This is a genomic window from Kosakonia sp. MUSA4, from assembly GCF_013085925.1.
Taxonomy (GTDB): domain Bacteria; phylum Pseudomonadota; class Gammaproteobacteria; order Enterobacterales; family Enterobacteriaceae; genus Kosakonia; species Kosakonia sacchari_B.
The window spans coordinates 2,729,498-2,748,195 of the sequence record NZ_CP025697.1 but is presented as its reverse complement, the minus strand read 5'-3'; the positions used below and the strand labels follow the sequence as shown (position 1 = coordinate 2,748,195).

21 protein-coding genes and 1 other annotated feature are annotated in these 18,698 nt (G+C 55.8%); of the genes, 7 read left to right on the top strand and 14 right to left on the bottom strand.

The window, feature by feature from the left end; genetic code table 11:
• Positions 1-12: 12 nt before the first annotated feature.
• Positions 13-351 (top strand): SMR family transporter, encoded by a 339-nt coding sequence (locus C0557_RS13020; protein ID WP_043953473.1) that lies wholly within the window; start codon positions 13-15, stop codon positions 349-351.
• Between the two features lie 45 nt (positions 352-396).
• Here the strand turns inward: C0557_RS13020 and C0557_RS13015 are convergent, their stop codons facing one another.
• The gene (locus C0557_RS13015) at positions 397-693 is read right to left on the bottom strand and encodes a YciI family protein (protein ID WP_208658738.1); all 297 of its coding nucleotides are present in this window, start codon (positions 691-693) and stop codon (positions 397-399) included.
• Positions 694-912: 219 nt separating this feature from the next.
• Here C0557_RS13015 and tonB point away from each other — a divergent pair, with 219 nt between their 5' ends.
• Positions 913-1,632 carry a TonB system transport protein TonB gene (gene tonB, locus C0557_RS13010; protein WP_208662932.1) on the top strand — a complete coding sequence of 240 codons (720 nt, stop codon included), beginning with the start codon at positions 913-915 and terminating at the stop codon, positions 1,630-1,632.
• 26 nt (positions 1,633-1,658) lie between these two features.
• Here the strand turns inward: tonB and yciA are convergent, their stop codons facing one another.
• The 4 genes from yciA to C0557_RS12990 all read right to left on the bottom strand — a co-directional run bounded on the left by yciA (position 1,659) and on the right by C0557_RS12990 (position 3,922).
• Positions 1,659-2,060 carry an acyl-CoA thioester hydrolase YciA gene (gene yciA, locus C0557_RS13005; protein ID WP_074776628.1) on the bottom strand — a complete coding sequence of 134 codons (402 nt, stop codon included), beginning with the start codon at positions 2,058-2,060 and terminating at the stop codon, positions 1,659-1,661.
• Between the two features lie 98 nt (positions 2,061-2,158).
• Positions 2,159-2,701, bottom strand: coding sequence for a septation protein A (locus tag C0557_RS13000; RefSeq protein ID WP_208658737.1), 543 nt, complete (start codon positions 2,699-2,701; stop codon positions 2,159-2,161).
• Positions 2,702-2,752: 51 nt separating this feature from the next.
• Complete coding sequence (locus C0557_RS12995) at positions 2,753-3,493, bottom strand: YciC family protein (RefSeq protein WP_035885517.1); 741 nt, start codon at positions 3,491-3,493, stop codon at positions 2,753-2,755.
• Between the two features lie 24 nt (positions 3,494-3,517).
• The gene (locus tag C0557_RS12990) at positions 3,518-3,922 is read right to left on the bottom strand and encodes a YkgJ family cysteine cluster protein (protein ID WP_208658736.1); all 405 of its coding nucleotides are present in this window, start codon (positions 3,920-3,922) and stop codon (positions 3,518-3,520) included.
• Positions 3,923-4,202: 280 nt separating this feature from the next.
• Here C0557_RS12990 and ompW point away from each other — a divergent pair, with 280 nt between their 5' ends.
• Positions 4,203-4,838, top strand: coding sequence for an outer membrane protein OmpW (ompW, locus tag C0557_RS12985; RefSeq protein ID WP_074776624.1), 636 nt, complete (start codon positions 4,203-4,205; stop codon positions 4,836-4,838).
• A gap of 111 nt (positions 4,839-4,949) precedes the next feature.
• Here ompW and C0557_RS12980 read toward each other — a convergent pair whose 3' ends face one another.
• Both C0557_RS12980 and C0557_RS12975 read right to left on the bottom strand, forming a co-directional pair.
• Positions 4,950-6,254, bottom strand: coding sequence for a chloride channel protein (locus C0557_RS12980; protein WP_208658735.1), 1,305 nt, complete (start codon positions 6,252-6,254; stop codon positions 4,950-4,952).
• 10 nt (positions 6,255-6,264) lie between these two features.
• On the bottom strand, positions 6,265-7,203 hold the full coding sequence (locus C0557_RS12975; RefSeq protein ID WP_208658734.1) for a zinc-binding alcohol dehydrogenase family protein: 939 nt from the start codon (positions 7,201-7,203) through the stop codon (positions 6,265-6,267).
• A gap of 74 nt (positions 7,204-7,277) precedes the next feature.
• Between C0557_RS12975 and C0557_RS12970 the strand changes: the two genes are divergently transcribed.
• A complete protein-coding gene (locus tag C0557_RS12970; protein ID WP_208658733.1) occupies positions 7,278-7,742 on the top strand; it encodes a MarR family winged helix-turn-helix transcriptional regulator in 465 nt (154 codons plus the stop codon).
• A 20-nt stretch (positions 7,743-7,762) separates the two neighbouring features.
• Here the strand turns inward: C0557_RS12970 and trpA are convergent, their stop codons facing one another.
• From trpA to C0557_RS12945, 5 genes are read right to left on the bottom strand one after another with little or no spacing between them, the layout of a single operon-like run.
• Positions 7,763-8,572 (bottom strand): tryptophan synthase subunit alpha, encoded by an 810-nt coding sequence (gene trpA / locus C0557_RS12965; protein WP_208658732.1) that lies wholly within the window; start codon positions 8,570-8,572, stop codon positions 7,763-7,765.
• Positions 8,572-9,765 (bottom strand): tryptophan synthase subunit beta, encoded by a 1,194-nt coding sequence (trpB, locus tag C0557_RS12960; protein ID WP_064566050.1) that lies wholly within the window; start codon positions 9,763-9,765, stop codon positions 8,572-8,574. The genes trpA and trpB overlap by 1 nt, the downstream gene beginning before the upstream one ends.
• A gap of 12 nt (positions 9,766-9,777) precedes the next feature.
• Positions 9,778-11,136 carry a bifunctional indole-3-glycerol-phosphate synthase TrpC/phosphoribosylanthranilate isomerase TrpF gene (gene trpCF / locus C0557_RS12955; protein ID WP_208658731.1) on the bottom strand — a complete coding sequence of 453 codons (1,359 nt, stop codon included), beginning with the start codon at positions 11,134-11,136 and terminating at the stop codon, positions 9,778-9,780.
• Between the two features lie 3 nt (positions 11,137-11,139).
• Positions 11,140-12,735, bottom strand: a complete 1,596-nt coding sequence (trpD, locus tag C0557_RS12950) for a bifunctional anthranilate synthase glutamate amidotransferase component TrpG/anthranilate phosphoribosyltransferase TrpD (RefSeq protein ID WP_072439816.1) — start codon at positions 12,733-12,735, stop codon at positions 11,140-11,142.
• Positions 12,735-14,297, bottom strand: a complete 1,563-nt coding sequence (locus C0557_RS12945; RefSeq protein ID WP_208658730.1) for an anthranilate synthase component 1 — start codon at positions 14,295-14,297, stop codon at positions 12,735-12,737. Before C0557_RS12945 ends, trpD begins: the two co-directional genes overlap by 1 nt.
• A gap of 22 nt (positions 14,298-14,319) precedes the next feature.
• Positions 14,320-14,414 (bottom strand) — a sequence feature (Trp leader region).
• Between the two features lie 161 nt (positions 14,415-14,575).
• On the opposite strand from C0557_RS12945, the gene rnm reads away from it, so the two are divergent.
• The 3 genes from rnm (at position 14,576) to rluB (ending at position 17,052) form a co-directional block, all read left to right on the top strand.
• Positions 14,576-15,436, top strand: a complete 861-nt coding sequence (gene rnm, locus C0557_RS12940; RefSeq protein WP_208658729.1) for an RNase AM — start codon at positions 14,576-14,578, stop codon at positions 15,434-15,436.
• An 18-nt stretch (positions 15,437-15,454) separates the two neighbouring features.
• Positions 15,455-16,075 carry an L-threonylcarbamoyladenylate synthase gene (locus C0557_RS12935; protein ID WP_208658728.1) on the top strand — a complete coding sequence of 207 codons (621 nt, stop codon included), beginning with the start codon at positions 15,455-15,457 and terminating at the stop codon, positions 16,073-16,075.
• Positions 16,076-16,173: 98 nt separating this feature from the next.
• Positions 16,174-17,052: a 23S rRNA pseudouridine(2605) synthase RluB gene (gene rluB / locus C0557_RS12930; RefSeq protein ID WP_007371926.1), complete on the top strand. Its 879-nt coding sequence runs from the start codon at positions 16,174-16,176 to the stop codon at positions 17,050-17,052.
• Between the two features lie 87 nt (positions 17,053-17,139).
• On the opposite strand, the gene cobO is transcribed toward rluB, so the two are convergent.
• On the bottom strand, positions 17,140-17,730 hold the full coding sequence (gene cobO, locus C0557_RS12925) for a cob(I)yrinic acid a,c-diamide adenosyltransferase (RefSeq protein WP_007371927.1): 591 nt from the start codon (positions 17,728-17,730) through the stop codon (positions 17,140-17,142).
• Positions 17,727-18,482 carry a YciK family oxidoreductase gene (locus C0557_RS12920; protein ID WP_074776613.1) on the bottom strand — a complete coding sequence of 252 codons (756 nt, stop codon included), beginning with the start codon at positions 18,480-18,482 and terminating at the stop codon, positions 17,727-17,729. Before C0557_RS12920 ends, cobO begins: the two co-directional genes overlap by 4 nt.
• Between the last annotated feature and the right edge of the window lie 216 nt (positions 18,483-18,698).

Below are 18,698 nucleotides of genomic sequence, written 5' to 3'. Positions count from 1 at the left end.
TAGTTGGACAAAATGAATAAAGAAGCGCTCATTTTTCTTGGTATCGCCATCGTTGTTGAAGTCATTGCCACCACCGCACTGAAATCGTCAGACAGCTTTACCCGGCTGTTGCCCAGTATCATCAGCATTGCGGGTTATTGCATCGCGTTCTGGTGCCTGACGATTCCGATGCGCACCATCCCGACCGGCATTATTTATGCTATCTGGTCTGGCGCAGGGATTGTATTGATTGGGATTGTCGGCTGGTTGGTTCACGGCCAGAAACTGGATCTTCCGGCAATGTTGGGTATGGGGCTGATTATTGCCGGTGTGGTTACCATTAATCTTTTTTCAAAAAGTGTTGCTCATTAATCATTGCAGCCAGAAGGGCCCGCCATCTTTGGCGGGCCTTAAGTTTTAAAAAACCTTCTTGAACGGCTTAACGATAACGTTCTGGTACACGCCAGCAGCGACATAAGGATCGGCATCCGCCCAGGCTTTTGCCACTTCCAGCGATTCAAACTCTGCAATCACCGTTGAACCGGTAAAACCTGCGGCACCAGGATCATTACTGTCCACCGCTGGCATCGGGCCAGCCGTCAGCAAACGGCCTTCGTCATGCAGCAGTTGCAGTCGCGCCAGGTGAGCAGGGCGCACGGATAAACGTTTCTCAAGCGAGTCAGCAATATCTTCAGCAAAAATAACGTAAAGCACGGGAAGAGCTCCTTACTTATCAGAAAGGCATACCGTATGTGAAAGGGAATTCGACTGCAATGTAAAGATGCTCTGACATGAGTATCCTTATAAAAAATGAGGCTTTTTTGTCCGGTCATCGGAGAAAATGATTGGTGAATGCGATGGCTTGTTGAATATGATTGCTATTTGCATTTAAAATTGAGCCCTGGTTTTTTAACTGACACGATTATGACTTCAATGACCCTTGATTTACCTCGCCGCTTTCCCTGGCCGACGCTGTTGTCCGTAGCTATTCACGGAGCCGTCGTGGCAGGTCTGCTCTATACATCGGTACATCAGGTTGTTGAATTGCCCGCACCCGCACAGCCTATCTCTGTGACGATGGTAACACCGGCTGAACTCGAACCGCCGCAGGTAGTGCAACCGCCACAACCTGTTGTCGAACCGGAGCCAGAGCCCGAACCGGAACCGGTAGTGGAGCCGCCAAAAGAAGCCCCGGTAGTGATTGAAAAACCAAAACCGAAACCTAAGCCGAAGCCAAAACCGGAGAAAAAGGTCGAGCAGCCGAAGCAGGAGGTAAAACCGGCACAGCCGCATCCGGCATCACCGTTTAACAACAACGCGCCAGCACGCCCGGTGGCGAATCCGACACCGTCGGCGTCCTCCACGCCAGCGCCGTCCGTACCGGCCGGTCCGCGCGCGCTGAGTCGTAACCAGCCGCAATATCCGGCCCGTGCGCAGGCGCTGCGTATTGAAGGTCGTGTGCGGGTGAAATTTGACGTTACGGCCGATGGTCGCGTCGAGAATGTTGAAGTTCTGTCTGCGCAGCCAGCAAACATGTTTGAGCGTGAAGTGAAAGCGGCCATGCGGAAATGGCGCTACGAAGCCGGTAAGCCAGGTTCAGGGCTGATAGTCAATGTTGTGTTCCGCCTGAACGGCGGGGCGTCAATGGAATAAAAAAAGCCTCCGTCAGGAGGCTTTTTTTATGGCTGCTGCGGTAACGGGCGAGGTTTCCCTTCTTTATCAACCGCGACATAGATAAACAGCGCTTCGGTGGCTTTGTAACGCTGGCCAATTGGCTCAGAAGAGACTTTTTTCACCCACACTTCCATATTGATGCTGACGGAAGTATTCCCGCGTTTCACGCAGCGCGCATAACAGCACACCACGTCGCCGACGGCAACCGGACGGAGGAAGGTCATGCCATCCACCCGCACGGTTACTACGCGTCCGTGCGCAATCTCTTTTGCAAGGATTGCGCCCCCCATATCCATTTGTGACATCAACCAGCCGCCGAAGATATCTCCGTTAGCATTGGTATCCGCTGGCATTGCTAATGTGCGTAAAACAAGTTCTCCCTGAGGAGTCTCCTGAATGGTGGTCATTATTATCTCTTCTGTGATGAGGGATTTCTGGCGGGATGCTACTACGAATACGGGGTGTTCGGGAAGAAAAAAGCCAGGCGCTGGCCTGGCTTCAGTTTTCAGGAGTTATCATCCTGCTGCGGCATATGGCGGTAGATGTAAATACCGCTGAGCACGGTAAACACCAGCGTCAGAATCGTCAGGCCAAACACTTTGAAATTGACCCAAACATCAAACGGTAGCCAGAAAGCAATATAGATATTCGCCAGCCCGCAAACAATAAAGAACAGCGCCCAGGCGATGTTCAGCCGTGACCAGACGGTCGCAGGCAGCGTCAGCTCTTTCCCGAGCATGCTCTGGATCAGGGTTTTCTTCATTACCAGTTGGCTGAACAGCAACGCGACGGCAAACAGACCGTAAATCACCGTTACTTTCCACTTAATAAACTCAACGTCGTGGAATTTGATGGTCAATCCGCCAAACACGGCGACCAGCACAAACGTGATTAACGCTACTTTTTCCACTTTGCGGTAACGGAACCAGCAATAAATCAACACGATGGCCGAAGCGATAATCAATACTTTGGTCGCGGCGAAAATATCGTAAAGCTTGTAAACCGCGAAAAAGAGCGCCAGCGGAAGAAAATCAAGAAACTGCTTCATTCTACGATTCCATAAACAGGGGCAACCCTGACAAGGTTGCCGGAACAATCATTAGCGCATCAGCATATAGAGGCGGAACAGATAAATAAGCAGCGCCGCCGAGATCAAATTGCTGATTGTATTCGCGATAACTGCGCCCACTTCCGGGGTGAAAACCGCGAAATTGTGCGCGAACATTAACAGAACTGTTTTTGCCAGCAGCCAGCTTATGACCGCCGGCGCCACCAGCCGCATATTGCGCCAGCTCAGACGCATACTGCTGCGCATGGCGGCGAAAATCCCCACTTTATCCTGTACCAGCATTACGGGGGCGAAGGAGAGCAGAATCGCCAGAATCACACCCGGAACAATGATAAACATGATGCCGATCTGCACCATAAAGGTGGTCAACAGGATCAATAAAAACAGCTTTGGCAGCACCGGCGCGCTGGCACCAATCGCGCGCAGCGCGCTGACGCGTTGACCGGCTGAAACCATCTGGATCAGCAGCAAAACGCCGCCTGCCAGTATTGCGTTGCCGATAAGCCCGGAAAAGGTCGATGCGGCCGAGGCGCGCAGCAGCACCTGCTGTTGCTCTGGCGTCATGTTTTGTACCAGTTCAAACAAACCGACGCTGCCCGCCAGGTTATCCCCTTGCGTTAAAATGGAGAGTTGTTCGTCAGTGGGCGAAAATGCGTGCCCAATGACGGCGGTGATAAATGCGCACAGCAGCGCAATCAGCAAAATGGTAATCAACTGATTACGAAAAAAATTCCCCGTGTCACGGTAAACGGACTTCGCCGTGATAGACATGCACTCTCCTTGAGTATTGCGGTATTAAACTGTCGGCGATTGTACCCCGAATAGTGGCTCAGTGGCAGCATCATGGCTTGTATGGAAAAGCATATCTTTGTAAAGAGGCGCTAATCCGTAGCGCGCACGGGCGCGATCGCAGGCTTCATTCACTTCGCCATTCTCGCCTGACATCGCAAATTCCCGGCAGGGTGACGGTCTTCCTTCATAGATGCGGCAACGGGCCGATTCGCCGGGAGTACCTTCCAGCGCCACGCAGCGGATCTGTTTCTGATTGGTGCCGCCCATACAGCGTAAAAAGGGCGTCACTGGCTCTGTAAGTTGAGCCGGGACAGGGCCGCCAGCGTCATCCGCTTCAGCCCAGTAAAAAGAGACACGAAAATACGCACAACATGCTCCGCACGACATGCACGGATTGAGATCGCTCATCGCACACCTGCACTTCACTACGTATTAAAACGAATTGTCAGACCACTAAATTATCTCTGCGCTGACTGGCGTACAAGATGGCTAAGGGGGAAAATTTTTCATGCCTGAAAAGGTGAAAATTGATTTAAATACAAAAATTAAGGAGATGTCATGAGGGTGAAAATTATCTCAGATCAATGAATGTTAAATTATGGGATTAAGTGTGATCTGGGTTGGATCACTTTGTACTCAATTGTGGGTATATTCACGCCGCGATAAAAACCTCAATCATGGAGTGGATATGAAAAAACTAGCTGTGGCAGCATTAGTCCTGAGTTCGCTTTCCGGCGGTGCGTATGCGCATGATGCTGGCGAATTCTTTATTCGTGCCGGTTCCGCTACTGTCCGTCCAACGGCAGGTTCGGATAATGTTCTGGGTAGTCTTGGTAGTTTTAATGTCAGCAATAACACCCAGTTAGGTGTGACGATGACATGGATGGCAACGGACAATGTGGGTATTGAACTGCTGGCTGCGACGCCGTTCCGTCACCACGTAGGCACCGGCCCGACGGGCGACATCGCGACCGTGCATCATTTGCCGCCTTCGCTGATGGCGCAGTGGTACTTTGGCGATTCGAAAAGCAAATTCCGTCCGTACATTGGCGCGGGCATCAACTACACCACGTTCTTTGACGAAAAATTTAACGACACCGGCAAAGCAGCCGGGCTTTCCGATCTGAGCCTGAAAGATTCATGGGGTGCGGCAGGGCAAGTAGGGCTGGACTATCTGATCAACCGCAACTGGTTAATCAATATGTCGGTCTGGTATATGGATATCGATACGGACGTGCGTTTCAAAGCTAATGGCGCTCAGCAGAGTGTCAGTACTCGCCTGGATCCGTGGGTATTCATGTTCTCTGCGGGTTATCGTTTTTGAGTCCGGCTGGAAACTGGCCCCGCTTGCGGCCAGTTTCCCCGTTTTTCTCTGCGTCCGCTCTTACTCCGCCAGATCCATTTAATCACTGCATCGGTAATTCAGGCGTCGGGATCACTCCACGTAGCGGCACGTCATATATGCGCCAGCCACGCACAGAGTGAGAGGAACAAAAAAGCTGAAGTCCATGCCGGTGAATTCCATCAGCAGGACAATGGCGGTTAGCGGCATCTGCATGGATGACGCCAGAAACGCGGCGCCGCCGGTGAGAGCAAATTCCCCCATACTGGCGCCGGGGAAGAAAGGGCCGACAAGCAGATACATCAGCGCGCCCAGCAGTGCGCCAATCGCCAGACCGGGCGTCAGCAGGCCGCCCTCCGCGCCGCCGCGTAGCACCATCCAGATACTCACTACTTTCAGACCAATCAGCATGGCTGCCAGCGGCAGAGTGACACCGCCGCCGAAACTGAGCTGCACCGGCCCGCGGCCGTTGCCCGGCAGTTGCGGAAACCAGATGGAGAACAAACCCAGGCAGGCAAAGGCCAGTATACAGAACAGCGGCATCTGCCAGTTGCTTTTCGCCTGGCCGCGCGCTTGCCGCGTCATGCGGCGAAACTGGCAGGCGGCATAACCGAACAGCGGGCCGGAGAGCGCCGCCCAAACGATTAATGACACTGGTGCGGGTGACGCAATAAATTGGTACTGACGCTCGTTGCCCAGCACCAGCGAGGCGACAAATGCCGCCAGCGCGGAGCTGACCGTTGCGGCGATCACCGCATCCCAGGCGATGGTCACCAGCAACACTTCCAGCGTGAAAATCGCACCGGCCAGCGGAACGTTATAAACCGCAGCCAGCCCGGCTCCTGCACCACAGGCGATCACCAGCCGGGTTTCCTGCGCATTAAGGCCGCTACGCCGGGCAATGTTGCCGCCAAACAGCGCGCCCACTTCTCGCGGTGCGCTTTCACGTCCCAGCGGCGAGCCCATTGCCACCGTCACGACCTGTAACAGGGCATGGCAGATTGTGGTGTTCGCAGGCATCTGACGACCCTTTTCACCAAGCGCCGCCGTAATGCTTACCCGCGGCTTGCCATACCGCGCCAGCAACCACCAGCCGCAGCCGGCAATCACTCCGGCACCGGTCAGTGCGGCAAAACGGCGTAGGTTACTGGCATCGGTAACGCCTTGCAGAAACGGCGCGCCGCCAATCAGTGATTGCTGGCTGTAACCAAACACCAGATGCTGGATTGCATGCAGCAGTAGCGCAATCAGCATGCCTGACGCGCCGGAAAGCAGGCCAGTCAGCAGCAGCGCTATCCAGCGCCGTGGCCAGGAGGAAGGAGTGTCACTCATCGATTCAGTCTCTGTGTAACCAGCGTAGCGGTCATTATTCCACAGAAAATATGAACCTTTTAACAATGAGTTACCATTAGTTGATGACAAAGACGGTTCTTTTCTGGCTGTCATCACGCAGCCAGGCAGTTTCAACATCACTCAGAGGCGCAGGCGTGGTGGCAATACGCAGTTGCGCCGGTACCGCCACGGCGAACATCTCTGCGGTGGCTTGCAGCAACTGAGGTAACGATAAACTGCCGATGCCGCTACCCATCATCTGGATCGGCGCTGCGCGCAGCCAGGCGCCGGACAAACGGATATCCTGCCCGGAAAGCGCACCCACCTGCACAAAGCGGGTGGGTGATTTTGCCTTCGCGGCAGCGGCGAGAATCAGCTCTGCGCTACTGCCCCACAAGTAATCCACGACGATATCGACGTGGGTCGCAAAGGCGCTAGCGAATTGCTGGCGCAGCGCTTCGCTCTCATCCGTCAGATTGATTGCGTAATCCGCGCCAAGGCTGTGCAAAACTGCGGCGTTACGCCCGGTGACGATAATTTTCCCCGCGCCGAGGTGGCGGGCAATCTGCACTGCAAGTTGCCCGGCGCTGCCCGTTGCGCCATTAATCAACACCGTTTCGCCGCGACGGAGGCCCGCGCGGGTTACCAGTGCGGCCCAGGCTGACATACCCGGATTGGCCATCGCCGCGGCGCTGATGCTGTCCAGCTCGTCCGCCAGAGGGATGCAGTGCTGTTCCGCGACAGGTGCAAACTCTGCCATGCTGCCCCATGGCGAGCGCGGGAAGGCAAACCAGACCCGCTGGCCGTCGGGTCGTGTGCCGACGCCATCAATACCCGGCACAAAGGGTAACGTACCGTCAAAACTGTAATGCTGGCCTGATGCGCGGCTTTTCACCACATGACTTATCGCAGCGGCGTTAACGGTGATCAGGCACTCGCCCTGTCGGGCTTCAGGCATGGCGAAGCGGGCATAACATGGGGGCTGATTAGTCTGGTGGACAAGGGCTGCGTACATTGAATTCTCTCCGTCAGGATTTATGTGTAAAATGCACATATTGAGATTGCCACTCTACACCACCAGGAATTTATATGCAAAATGCACATATTAATTACGACATCGATGATTTCCATCGCGCGTTACTCACTATCATTGGCGTGATGAATCATCCGCTACGCGATATGGCGCTGATGCGCGCGGCGGATATCACCCTTGATCAGGTGTTGTTTCCGCTGCTGGTGACGGTTGAACGTTTTGGCCCCATCGGCGTGGTTGAACTGGCTAACCGCGTCGGACGGGATTACACCACGGTAAGCCGCCAGGTGAAAAAACTGGAGCAGGCCGGGCTGGTGGTGAAAAAAAGTCAGCCGCAGGACAAACGGGTGAGCGAGCTCACCATCAGCGAAGAAGGTAAAGCGATGACAATGAAAATTGACGCCGCGCGGCAGCGGTTGATGAACGCGACATTCGACGGCTGGGAACATGATGATGTTCAGGCGCTGTTCCGGCTGGTGCAGAAATATGCGCAGACACTACTGAAGCAAGAGGCCGCCTGAGAAAACAGGCGGCAACAGGATTAACGCGGCAGCGTAGCGGCTTTCAGGCTCTGAACAAACGCTTTCAGCTCAGCCAGCATCGCGGTGGGGTTTTGCAGATTTTTTTCGATGATTTTGACAATCGCCGAGCCGGAAATCGCGCCCGCAGCGCCTGCGTTCACGGCAGCGGCGACTTGATCCGGCGCAGAGATACCAAAACCCTGCAACGGCGGCGCAGCGTGGTATTCCTGCAGTTTTTCCACCAGGTGATGCAACGGCAGCGCCGCACGGTTTTCCGCACCGGTCACGCCTGCCCGCGACAGCAAATAGGTATAACCGCGACCATAAGAGGCAATCTGACGCAGCAGTTCATCATCAGCATTCGGCGGGCAGATAAAGATTGGCGCAACATTGTGGCGCATCGCCGCCTGACGGAAAGGTGCAGACTCTTCAATGGGCACGTCGGCCACCAGAACTGAATCGACGCCGACTTTTTCGCATTTGGCATAAAACTCATCAATGCCGCCGCTGAACACCAGGTTGGCATACATCAGCAGACCAATCGGAATGGTCGGATGCTTCTGGCGAATGGCCGCCAGCATTTCAAAGCACTGGGTCGGCGTAACGCCAGCGGCGAAAGCGCGCAGCGTTGCACTCTGAATCGTCGGGCCGTCGGCCAGCGGATCGGAGAAAGGGATCCCCAGTTCCAGCGCGTCCGCGCCAGCTTCGATCAATGTATCGACAATTTTCAGCGACTGTTCCGGCGACGGATCGCCCAGCGTAACGAAGGGAACGAAAGCGCCTTCTTTGCGGTCGGCGAGCCGTTTAAACAGGTTGTCGTAGCGTTCCATCAGATTTCCCCTCGCGCTTTAAGAATGTCATGTACGGTGAAGATGTCTTTATCGCCGCGGCCGGAGAGATTAACCACCAGCAACTGCTCTTTATCCGGGTTTTCGCGCATCATTTTCAGCGCGTGGGCGAGGGCGTGCGAAGATTCCAGCGCCGGAATAATCCCTTCATGGCGGCTCAGCATCTGAAACGCGTCCAGCGCTTCGTCATCGGTAATCGACACATAATCAGCGCGACCAATGCTGTTGAGATACGCATGCTGCGGCCCGACAGACGGGAAATCCAGCCCGGCGGAGATAGAGTAAGACTCTTCAATCTGGCCTTCATCGGTCTGCATCATCGGCGATTTCATGCCGAAATAGATGCCCACGCGGCCGTGCTTCAGCGGCGCGCCATGTTCGCCGGTTTCGATACCGTGACCGGCCGGTTCAACGCCAATCAGGCCAACGCCGGTTTCATCGATAAAATCGGCAAACATACCAATAGCATTGGATCCGCCGCCGACGCAGGCAATCACCGCATCCGGCAGACGTCCCTCTTTTTCGAGGATTTGCGCTTTAGTCTCTTCGCCGATCATGCGCTGAAATTCGCGCACAATGGTCGGGAATGGGTGCGGGCCAGCGGCAGTGCCGAGCATATAGTGCGCGGTTTCGTAGCTGCCGGACCAGTCGCGCAGCGCTTCGTTACAGGCGTCTTTCAGCGTGGCAGAGCCGCTGTGTACCGGGATCACTTCTGCGCCCATCAGACGCATACGGAAGACGTTCGGCGACTGGCGCTCAACATCTTTTGCGCCCATATAGATGCGGCACTTCAGGCCGAGCAGAGCGCTGGCCAGCGCTGATGCAACGCCATGTTGCCCCGCGCCGGTTTCGGCGATGATTTCGGTTTTGCCCATCCGTTTTGCCAGCAGCGCCTGACCGAGAACCTGGTTGGTTTTGTGCGCGCCGCCGTGCAGCAGATCTTCACGTTTCAGATACAGCGTGGTGCGGGTACCGGCCGTCAGGTTCTGGCATTTTGTCAGCGCAGTCGGACGCCCGGCGTAGTTTTTCAGCAGATCGTTAAACTGGCGCTGAAAATCCGCATCGCTCTGCGCGCTGACAAACGCTTCTTCCAGCTGGCGCAGGGCAGGCATCAGGATCTGTGGAACAAACATGCCGCCAAACTCGCCAAACCATGGGTTCAATAGTGTCGTCATTCTCTTCTTTCCTTAATAAGCACGCAGTGTACGGAAAACCGAAGCCAGTTTGCTGGCATCTTTAATACCCGGTTCCGACTCCACGCCTGAATTAAAATCGAGTCCGGCACAGCCGGTTTTCGCCGCCTGCACACAATTATCTGCGCTCAGGCCGCCAGCCAGCAGCACATTATCGAGCGGTTCACCGGCCAGCAGTGACCAGTCGAAGCTTTGGCCGCTGCCGCCCTGGCCGTTGTCGAAGACATATTTATCGACCTGCTGTAAGTTGCGCGGCGGCAGGGTGTCGCTGACGCTCAGCGCTTTCCAGATTTGCGTCTGTGCAGGCAATACCGCGCGCAGAGCGTCAATATAGGCCTGATCTTCGCTGCCGTGTAACTGCACCGCAGAGAGTGCCAGCGCTTTCGCTTTCGCCACCACATCTTCAACCGGGGCGTTACGGAACACGCCGACATATTGCAGCGGCGCACCCTGCATTACCGCCTGCGCCTGTTCATTGGAAACGGCGCGCGGCGAGGAGGCGACAAAAATCAAGCCACCGTAAATCGCGCCCGCTTCATGGGCGGCGCGCGCATCTTCGGCACGCGTCAATCCGCAAACCTTGTTCTCGCCGAGCAGCACGCGTTTCACGGCGGCGTCGAGATCGTCATGCGACATCAGCGCCGAACCAATCAGGAAACCATTGGCAAAGTGGCTCAGTTCGCGAACCTGGGCGTAGGTATTAATGCCGGACTCACTGATCACCGTGACGCTGCTACCCAGACGCGGCGCAAGCTGGCGGGTACGGTTGAGATCAATCGACAGATCGCGCAGATCGCGGTTATTAATGCCAACCACTTTCGCTTCCAGCGCTATGGCGCGTTGCAGCTCTTCTTCGTTGCTCACTTCAGTCAGCACGCCCATCTTCAGGCTGTGCGCCACGGCGGCAAGCTGGCGATACTGCTCGTCATCCAGCACTGACAGCATCAGCAGGCAGGCATCCGCCTGGTAGTTACGCGCCAGATAGATCTGATACGGGTCGATAATAAAATCTTTGCACAGGATCGGCTGCGGCGCGATGGCGCTGACGATGGGCAGAAAATCGAAACTGCCCTGAAAATATTTCTCATCGGTCAGCACGGAAATCGCTGAAGCGTGATGTTTATAAATGTCGGCGATGCGCGCCGGATCGAAATCGTTACGGATAACGCCTTTGGACGGTGACGCTTTTTTGCACTCCAGAATAAAGGCGGTACGTGTTCCTCGCAGGGCATCGTAGAAGCTGCGCGTACTCGGCACGACGTCGTTCTGGAAGCTGGCCAGCGGTTGTTGCTCCTTCCGCGCCGCAACCCATACGGCTTTGTCGGCGACGATTTTCGCTAAAACGGTCTGCATCTTTTATCCTCTTGCCGCAAGTGCGGTGACTTTGTCGTAGGCTGCTCCGCTGTGCAGCACATCCAGTACTTTCTGCGCGTTGGCCCGCAAATCTTCGTTGCCGTGCAGGCGCATCAGCATCGCAACGTTGGCGGCCACCGCGGCTTCATGAGCAGTTTCGCCTTTACCTTGTAATAAGCGCGTCAGAATGTCACGGTTTTCTTCCGGCGTGCCGCCCGCAAGCTGTTCCTGGTGATAAGGCGTCAGGCCGAAGTCTTCGGCAGTTAACTGGTAACTTTTAATTTCACCGTTATTTAGCTCCGCAACCAGCGTCGGCGCATGTAATGACACTTCATCCATTCCGCCGCTATGGACTACGGCAGCGCGCTGATAACCGAGAACGCGCAGGGTTTCCGCAATCGGCAGCACCAGCTCCGGGCTGTAAACGCCAATCAACGCCAGTGGCGGATGCGCCGGGTTGATGAGCGGCCCCAGCACGTTAAACAGGGTGCGGGTTTTCAACTGCTGGCGTACCGGCATCGCGTGGCGGAAACCGGTGTGGTATTTCGGCGCAAACAGGAAGCAGACGCCAAGTTCATCCAGCGCGTTGCGCGATTTGTCGGCATTCATATCCAGATTAATACCAAATGCGGCCAGCAGATCGGATGAACCTGAACGGCTGGAAACGCTGCGGTTGCCATGTTTAGCGACCTTCAGCCCGCACGCGGCAGCGACAAACGCGCTGGCGGTGGAAATATTGATGCTGTTGCTGCCATCGCCGCCGGTGCCGACGATATCCGCGAACGGATAATCCGGGCGCGGGAAGGGCGCGGCATTTTCCAGCAGCGCCGTAGCCGCACCGGCAATTTCATTCGGGTGCTCGCCGCGGATCTTCATGCTGACCAGCGCTGCGGCCAGTTGTTCAGGTTTCAGCTCGCCGCGCACCACCGCCGAGAAAAGCTGGTGGCTCTCTTGCTGGCTGAGGGTTTGTGCCTGGTATAGTTTCTCCAGAATCGGTTGCAGCGTGTTGCTCTGCTCCAGTTTCTGCAACGCCCAGGCCAGCGTCTGCTCCAGCAGGCGCGCGCCCTGCGTGGTGAGGATCGATTCCGGATGGAACTGGAAGCCGCAGACGCGATCCGCGTCGTGACGTACCGCCATCACCATGCCGTTGAAATGCGCATTGATGGTCAATCCGGCGGGAATATTACTGCCAACCAGCGAATGGTAACGCGCTACCGGCAGCGGATTGCTTAAACCTGCAAACATCGCCTGGCCATCATGTTCAATACTGGAGGCTTTGCCGTGCAGGATTTCACCGGCCTGGCCGACATAGCCGCCGTAGGCCTCGACAATCGCCTGGTGCCCAAGGCAGATACCGATAATCGGTAACTTGCCGCGCAGACGCGTTAGCAGTTCCGGCATACAGCCCGCTTCCGACGGCGCACCCGGTCCCGGTGACAGCATCAGCACCGGATTTTGCATCGTTGCCAGACGGTCGATTAAGGTTTGTGCGGGTACATGGTTGCGATAAATCACCACATTATGTCCGCTTGCACGCAGCTGATCCGCCAGGTTGTAAGTAAAAGAGTCGATATTATCGAGCAGCAGAATGTCAGCCATCAGAACGTCTCCTGTGCGTGGTGTGCGGTGGCAATGGCGCGCAGAACCGCGCGAGCTTTATTACGGGTTTCATCGGCTTCAGACTGCGGTACAGAATCCAGTACCACGCCGGCGCCAGCCTGAACGGTGGCAATACCGTCTTCAACCCACGCAGAACGAATGACAATGCAGGTATCCAGATCGCCGTGAGCGGTGAAGTAACCGACAGCGCCGCCATAGCTGCCGCGGCGCGTGCCTTCGGCCCGGGCAATCAGTTGCATGGCGCGGACTTTCGGCGCGCCGCTAAGTGTTCCCATGTTCATGCAGGCGCGATAGGCGTGCAGCACATCCAGATCCTGACGCAGTTCGCCCACCACGCGGGAAACCAGGTGCATAACGTAAGAATAACGGTCCACTTTTGTCAGGTCGGCAACATAACGGCTGCCTGGCGTACAGATGCGCGCCAGATCGTTACGCGCCAGATCGACCAGCATCAAGTGCTCAGAAAGTTCCTTGTGATCGGTACGCATGTCGAGTTCGATACGGCTGTCGAGATCGCGATCCAGCGAACCATCCGGGCGACGACCGCGCGGACGCGTTCCGGCGATGGGGTAGATCTCAATCTGACGGTTGCTGGCGTCATATTTCAGTGAGCTTTCCGGCGATGCGCCGAACAGGGCAAAATCATCGTCCTGCATGAAAAACATATACGGGCTGGGGTTGCTCTTTTTCAGCACTTCATAAGCGGCCAGCGGCGAGGGGCAAGGCAGCGTAAAGCGGCGCGACGGGACAACCTGGAAAATTTCGCCGCTGCGAATCGCTTTCTGCATCTCCCGTACAACGGCACCGTACTCTTCATCGCTCTGATTGGTCTCGCAACGCATATGCGCAACGGTTTCCACCGGCAGCGGCTCTGCAGGCAGATCCAGCTGCTGGCGCAGGACATTAATACGCTCAACCAGGCGCGCTTTTTCGCTGGCATCCTGGCTGAACACGCTCGCCTGGATACGCGTCTGCTTTTTCTGGTGGTCGATCACCAGTAATGTTTCCGCGAGATAGAAGCAGTAATCCGGGCAGCGGCGATCGTGGGAAAGCTGCGGTAAATCTTCAAAACCGGCGACCAGGTCATAGGCAAACAAGCCGCCAAAAAACATCGCTTCGCGTTCCTCTGCCGGGACATCCACCAGCGTTTGCAGCAGGCGAAAAGCGTCAAATACCGAGAGCGAGCACAGGCGGGCGTCTTCATCCAGCAGCGTGCTGACCGGTGGGAAACGCAATTCGCGGCCATCCGGCAGCACGGTGTTCTCAACCCCGGCAGGCAGCGCCGCATCAAGCAGATTTAGCAGAGAAGCGCCGTTGGCGGTGAGCGCCTTAATAGTGACAGTGTCACCCAGCGCGGTAATGCGCAGCGCGCTATCGACCAGCAGCAGGCTTTTTAAATCATTCTTGCTGTCGATATCGGCGGATTCCAGCAGCAGCGTGGCCGGGCGATCGCCGCATAATTGGTGGAACAGCGCCGTCGGATTGTCGCGGTATGCGGCGTTGCTGGTCAGAAGTTCGAGTGCTGGTTTTTGCGTTTGCATAGTCGCTCTCATAAATTTGTTCAAAAAAAAGCCCGCTGAGTGAGCGGGCCGGGTATCGGTATGCTGAATGCGCACGTGATCTCACAGCCCTGTTCAGGGAGTGCGCCACCAGCGAGTAACAGAGAAATGTGCATTCATTGTTGCGATACCTTGTCGTGTGAACTTGCGTACTAGTTAACTGGTTCAGTGAAAGAAAGTCAACCCTCGATTTCAGAAAAAGTTGGCTAACCGTTATGATAGGGCGCAAACAGATGTTCTGATAAATCTACGGAGCCGCTTTGAGCGACACGAATTACGCCATTATTTATGACCTGCATAGCCATACCAGCGCCTCTGACGGCTTGCTTTCTCCGGAACAACTGGTACATCGCGCGGTAGAAATGCGCGTGGGCACGCTGGCCATTACCGATCACGATACCACCGCTGCCATCCCTGCGGCGCGGGCTGAAATTGCCCGCGCCGGGCTGGCGCTGGAATTAATTAGTGGCGTGGAAATCTCCACCGTCTGGGAAAATCATGAAATTCATATCGTGGGTCTGAATATCGACATCGAAAACCCGGCGATGTGCCAATTTTTGCAGCAGCAGTCCGCGCGTCGTATTCAGCGTGCGCAACTGATTGCCGAGCGTCTGGAAAAAGCGCATATTCCCGGCGCGTGGGAAGGCGCACAGCGGCTGGCGCAGGGCGCGAGCGTGACGCGTGGTCACTTTGCCCGCTTTCTGGTTGAGCAGGGCAAGGCCAGTAACATCGCCGATGTTTTTAAAAAATATCTTGCGCGCGGGAAAACCGGATATGTTCCGCCGCAGTGGTGTACAATAGAACAAGCTATTGAAGTCATTCATCATTCTGGCGGAACGGCGGTATTGGCCCATCCCGGTCGTTATAACCTTTCTGCTAAATGGCTGAAAAGACTGCTGGCGCATTTTGCTGACCGCGGCGGAGAGGCGATGGAAGTTGCTCAATGCCAGCAGGCTCCCAATGAACGAGCACAGCTCGCCGTGTATGCCCGTCAGTATGGTTTGCTGGCATCACAAGGATCGGATTTCCATCAGCCCTGCCCGTGGATTGAACTGGGGCGCAAACTCTGGCTACCGGCCGGTGTTGAAGGCGTCTGGCTGAAATGGGAGCAGCCGCGGTAAAACGTAAGAGAGGGAAGTATGAGTCAGTTTTTTTATATTCATCCGGAAAACCCACAACCGCGATTAATTAATCAGGCGGTGGAGATCGTGCGTAAGGGCGGTGTGGTTGTTTATCCTACCGACTCCGGGTATGCGCTGGGGTGCAAAATCGAAGATAAAGGCGCGATGGAGCGGATTTGCCGCATCCGTCATCTGCCGGATGGCCACAACTTCACGCTGATGTGTCGCGATCTGTCCGAGCTGTCGACCTATTCATTCGTTGATAACGTGGCGTTTCGTCTGATTAAAAACAATACGCCCGGGAATTACACTTTTATCCTGAAAGGGACAAAAGAGGTGCCGCGTCGTTTATTGCAGGAAAAACGCAAAACCATCGGGCTGCGCGTACCGTCGAATCCGATTGCGCTGGCGCTGCTGGAAGCACTCAATGAGCCGATGCTCTCGACGTCATTAATGCTGCCGGGCAGTGATTTTACCGAATCGGACCCTGATGAAATCAAAGATCGCCTGGAAAAAGTCGTTGATCTGATCATCCATGGCGGCTATCTCGGGCAGCAACCAACGACCGTGATAGACTTAACCGATGACACGCCGGTGGTGCTCCGCGAAGGCGTTGGTGACGTTAAGCCTTTCCTATAGTGACGCAAGCCGCTATACTACGCGGCCATTTCAGCAGCGGCTTCGCCGGACTGATGACCCTATTCGACGCCTGTGAAGGCGACACCTAAGGATGCTCTATGAGCGAAAAACTACAGAAAGTGCTGGCGCGAGCTGGCCACGGCTCCCGCCGTGAGATCGAATCTATTATTGAAGCTGGCCGCGTCAGCGTGGACGGTAAAATCGCTACCCTGGGCGACCGCGTTGAAGTGACGCCGGGGCTGAAAATTCGTATCGATGGTCATCTCATTTCGGTGAAAGAGTCCGTTGAGCAGATTTGTCGCGTGCTGGCGTACTACAAACCCGAAGGCGAGCTCTGTACCCGCAACGATCCTGAAGGCCGCCCGACGGTGTTCGATCGTCTACCGAAACTGCGCGGTGCGCGCTGGATTGCTGTTGGTCGTCTCGACGTCAATACCTGCGGTCTGTTGCTGTTCACCACCGACGGCGAGCTGGCGAACCGCCTGATGCATCCGAGCCGTGAAGTTGAACGCGAATACGCCGTGCGCGTATTTGGTGAAGTGGATGATGCGAAACTGCGCGATCTCGCGCGCGGTGTGCAACTGGAGGACGGCCCGGCAGCGTTTAAAACCATCAAATTCAGCGGTGGTGAAGGGATTAACCAGTGGTACAACGTGACCCTGACCGAAGGGCGTAACCGCGAAGTGCGTCGCCTGTGGGAAGCGGTGGGTGTCCAGGTTAGCCGCCTGATCCGCGTACGTTACGGTGATATTCCGCTGCCGAAAGGCCTGCCGCGCGGTGGCTGGACGGAGCTGGATCTGGCGCAGACCAACTATTTGCGCGAGCTGGTTGGTCTGGACGTTGAAACGCAATCAAAAGTGGCGGTAGAGAAAGATCGTCGCCGCATGAAAGCAAACCAGATCCGTCGTGCAGTGAAGCGCCACAGCCAGCCTGGCGGTACTCGCCGTCCTGGCAGCACGCGTAACAAAAACGATTAACAGAAAAGGGGCGAAAGCCCCTTTTTTACTGCCTGCGTTGACATTACTCGTCAGCGGGCCTGCATCATCGCCAGGCAAGATTTACCATTAATAATCAATACCGATCTGCGCTTTGATACCGGCTTCGAAAGCATGTTTAACCGGGCGTAGCTCACTGACCGTATCCGCCAGTTCCAGAATATCCCGGTGGCAGCCGCGTCCCGTAACGATCACCGTTTGCATCGGCGGACGGTTGCGCAGCGCGTTCAGCACCGTTTCCAGCGGCAAATAATCATACGCCACCATATAGGTCAGCTCATCGAGCAGCACCATGTCCAGAGAAGGGTCTGCCAGCATCCTCTCCGCGTGTTGCCACACCGCCAGACAAGCCGCTGTGTCGCTTTCACGATTTTGCGTGTCCCAGGTAAAACCGGTCGCCATGACCTGAAATTCCACGCCCAATGGCTCCAGCAGGTTACGTTCGCCATTTGGCCAGGTCCCTTTAATAAACTGGATCACGCCGACTTTTTTCCCATGTCCGACAGCGCGCGTGGCGGTGCCGAATGCCGCGGTGGTTTTGCCTTTGCCGTTGCCGGTGAAGACAATAATAATTCCACGTTCGTCCTGCGCGGCGGCCACGCGGGCATCAACGCGTTCTTTTACGCGCTGTTGACGTTGCTGATAACGTTCTTCACTCATTGTGCGATCCCTGGTTTACGTCCGGGTTGTGCGTCAAAGCTCATCCCGGTTTTACGTCGGCTGTCATCGCCCATCAGCCACAAATAGAGCGGCATAATATCGGCGGGGGTTTTCAGTTTTTGTGGATCTTCTGTCGGGAAGGCGCTGGCACGCATTTTGGTGCGCGTGCCGCCCGGGTTGATACAGTTGACCCGCAGGCGGTTCTGGTACTCTTCGGCCAGCACCTGCATCATTCCCTCGGTGGCGAATTTTGACGCTGCGTAAGCGCCCCAGTTGGCGCGCCCCTGACGTCCCACGCTGGAAGAGGTAAACACCAGCGAACCGCTGTCTGATTTGAGTAATAAAGGAAGAAGTGCCTGCGTAAGATAGAACGTTGCGTTGACGTTGACCTGCATAACGGCATCCCAGGTTGCGGGATCCTGTTCGCTCATCGGGCAGACATCGCCCAGTAAACCGGCGTTGTGCAGTACGCCATCAAGGCGTGGCGTGGCGGCTGCGATCGTTGCCGCCAACTGCTGGCACTCTTCCGGCGTACAGGTTGCCATATCCAGAGTAAACCACTGGGCCTGCTGACCTTCGTCATTTATTGCCTGCGCGACCTGGCGTAATTTCGCTTCCTGGCGTCCGAGCAAAATCAGGCTCGCGCCGTGGCGAGCGTAGGTCAGGGCGGCCTCTTTACCGATGCCGTCACTGGCGCCGGTAACAAGAATCATGCGGTCGTTTAGCAGATCGCGTTGCGGCTGATAATGCACACTGCCTCCTCAGGCCGGGCCGGTAATCACCTCATATGTTGGCTTTATGCCTTAAATGACCGGCTATTTCAATCGGCCTGGCGGAGAGTTGCGCAACCTTTAAGCCAGAGAGTGTTAAAAAATTCAGCGACATGGCACATTTGGTGCAGGGCTTGCGCGAGACGCGCCCGGACGGCTCATGTACACTGGAGCCATTGTTTATTGGTGTAACCGAGG

Excerpts from the sequence above, each read along its gene's own strand:
- rluB (WP_007371926.1), top strand. The coding sequence starts at position 16,174 with ATGAGCGAAAAACTACAGAAAGTGCTGGCGCGAGCTGGCCACGGCTCC.
- C0557_RS12945 (WP_208658730.1), bottom strand. The coding sequence starts at position 14,297 with ATGCAAACGCAAAAACCAGCACTCGAACTTCTGACCAGCAACGCCGCA.
- yciA (WP_074776628.1), bottom strand. The coding sequence starts at position 2,060 with ATGACCACCATTCAGGAGACTCCTCAGGGAGAACTTGTTTTACGCACA.
- trpB (WP_064566050.1), bottom strand. The coding sequence starts at position 9,765 with ATGACGACACTATTGAACCCATGGTTTGGCGAGTTTGGCGGCATGTTT.
- trpA (WP_208658732.1), bottom strand. The coding sequence starts at position 8,572 with ATGGAACGCTACGACAACCTGTTTAAACGGCTCGCCGACCGCAAAGAA.
- C0557_RS12970 (WP_208658733.1), top strand. The coding sequence starts at position 7,278 with ATGCAAAATGCACATATTAATTACGACATCGATGATTTCCATCGCGCG.
- trpD (WP_072439816.1), bottom strand. The coding sequence starts at position 12,735 with ATGGCTGACATTCTGCTGCTCGATAATATCGACTCTTTTACTTACAAC.
- C0557_RS13020 (WP_043953473.1), top strand. The coding sequence starts at position 13 with ATGAATAAAGAAGCGCTCATTTTTCTTGGTATCGCCATCGTTGTTGAA.
- C0557_RS12975 (WP_208658734.1), bottom strand. The coding sequence starts at position 7,203 with ATGTACGCAGCCCTTGTCCACCAGACTAATCAGCCCCCATGTTATGCC.
- C0557_RS12935 (WP_208658728.1), top strand. The coding sequence starts at position 15,455 with ATGAGTCAGTTTTTTTATATTCATCCGGAAAACCCACAACCGCGATTA.
- ompW (WP_074776624.1), top strand. The coding sequence starts at position 4,203 with ATGAAAAAACTAGCTGTGGCAGCATTAGTCCTGAGTTCGCTTTCCGGC.
- cobO (WP_007371927.1), bottom strand. The coding sequence starts at position 17,730 with ATGAGTGAAGAACGTTATCAGCAACGTCAACAGCGCGTAAAAGAACGC.
- tonB (WP_208662932.1), top strand. The coding sequence starts at position 913 with ATGACCCTTGATTTACCTCGCCGCTTTCCCTGGCCGACGCTGTTGTCC.
- C0557_RS13000 (WP_208658737.1), bottom strand. The coding sequence starts at position 2,701 with ATGAAGCAGTTTCTTGATTTTCTTCCGCTGGCGCTCTTTTTCGCGGTT.
- C0557_RS12990 (WP_208658736.1), bottom strand. The coding sequence starts at position 3,922 with ATGAGCGATCTCAATCCGTGCATGTCGTGCGGAGCATGTTGTGCGTAT.
- C0557_RS12995 (WP_035885517.1), bottom strand. The coding sequence starts at position 3,493 with ATGTCTATCACGGCGAAGTCCGTTTACCGTGACACGGGGAATTTTTTT.
- trpCF (WP_208658731.1), bottom strand. The coding sequence starts at position 11,136 with ATGCAGACCGTTTTAGCGAAAATCGTCGCCGACAAAGCCGTATGGGTT.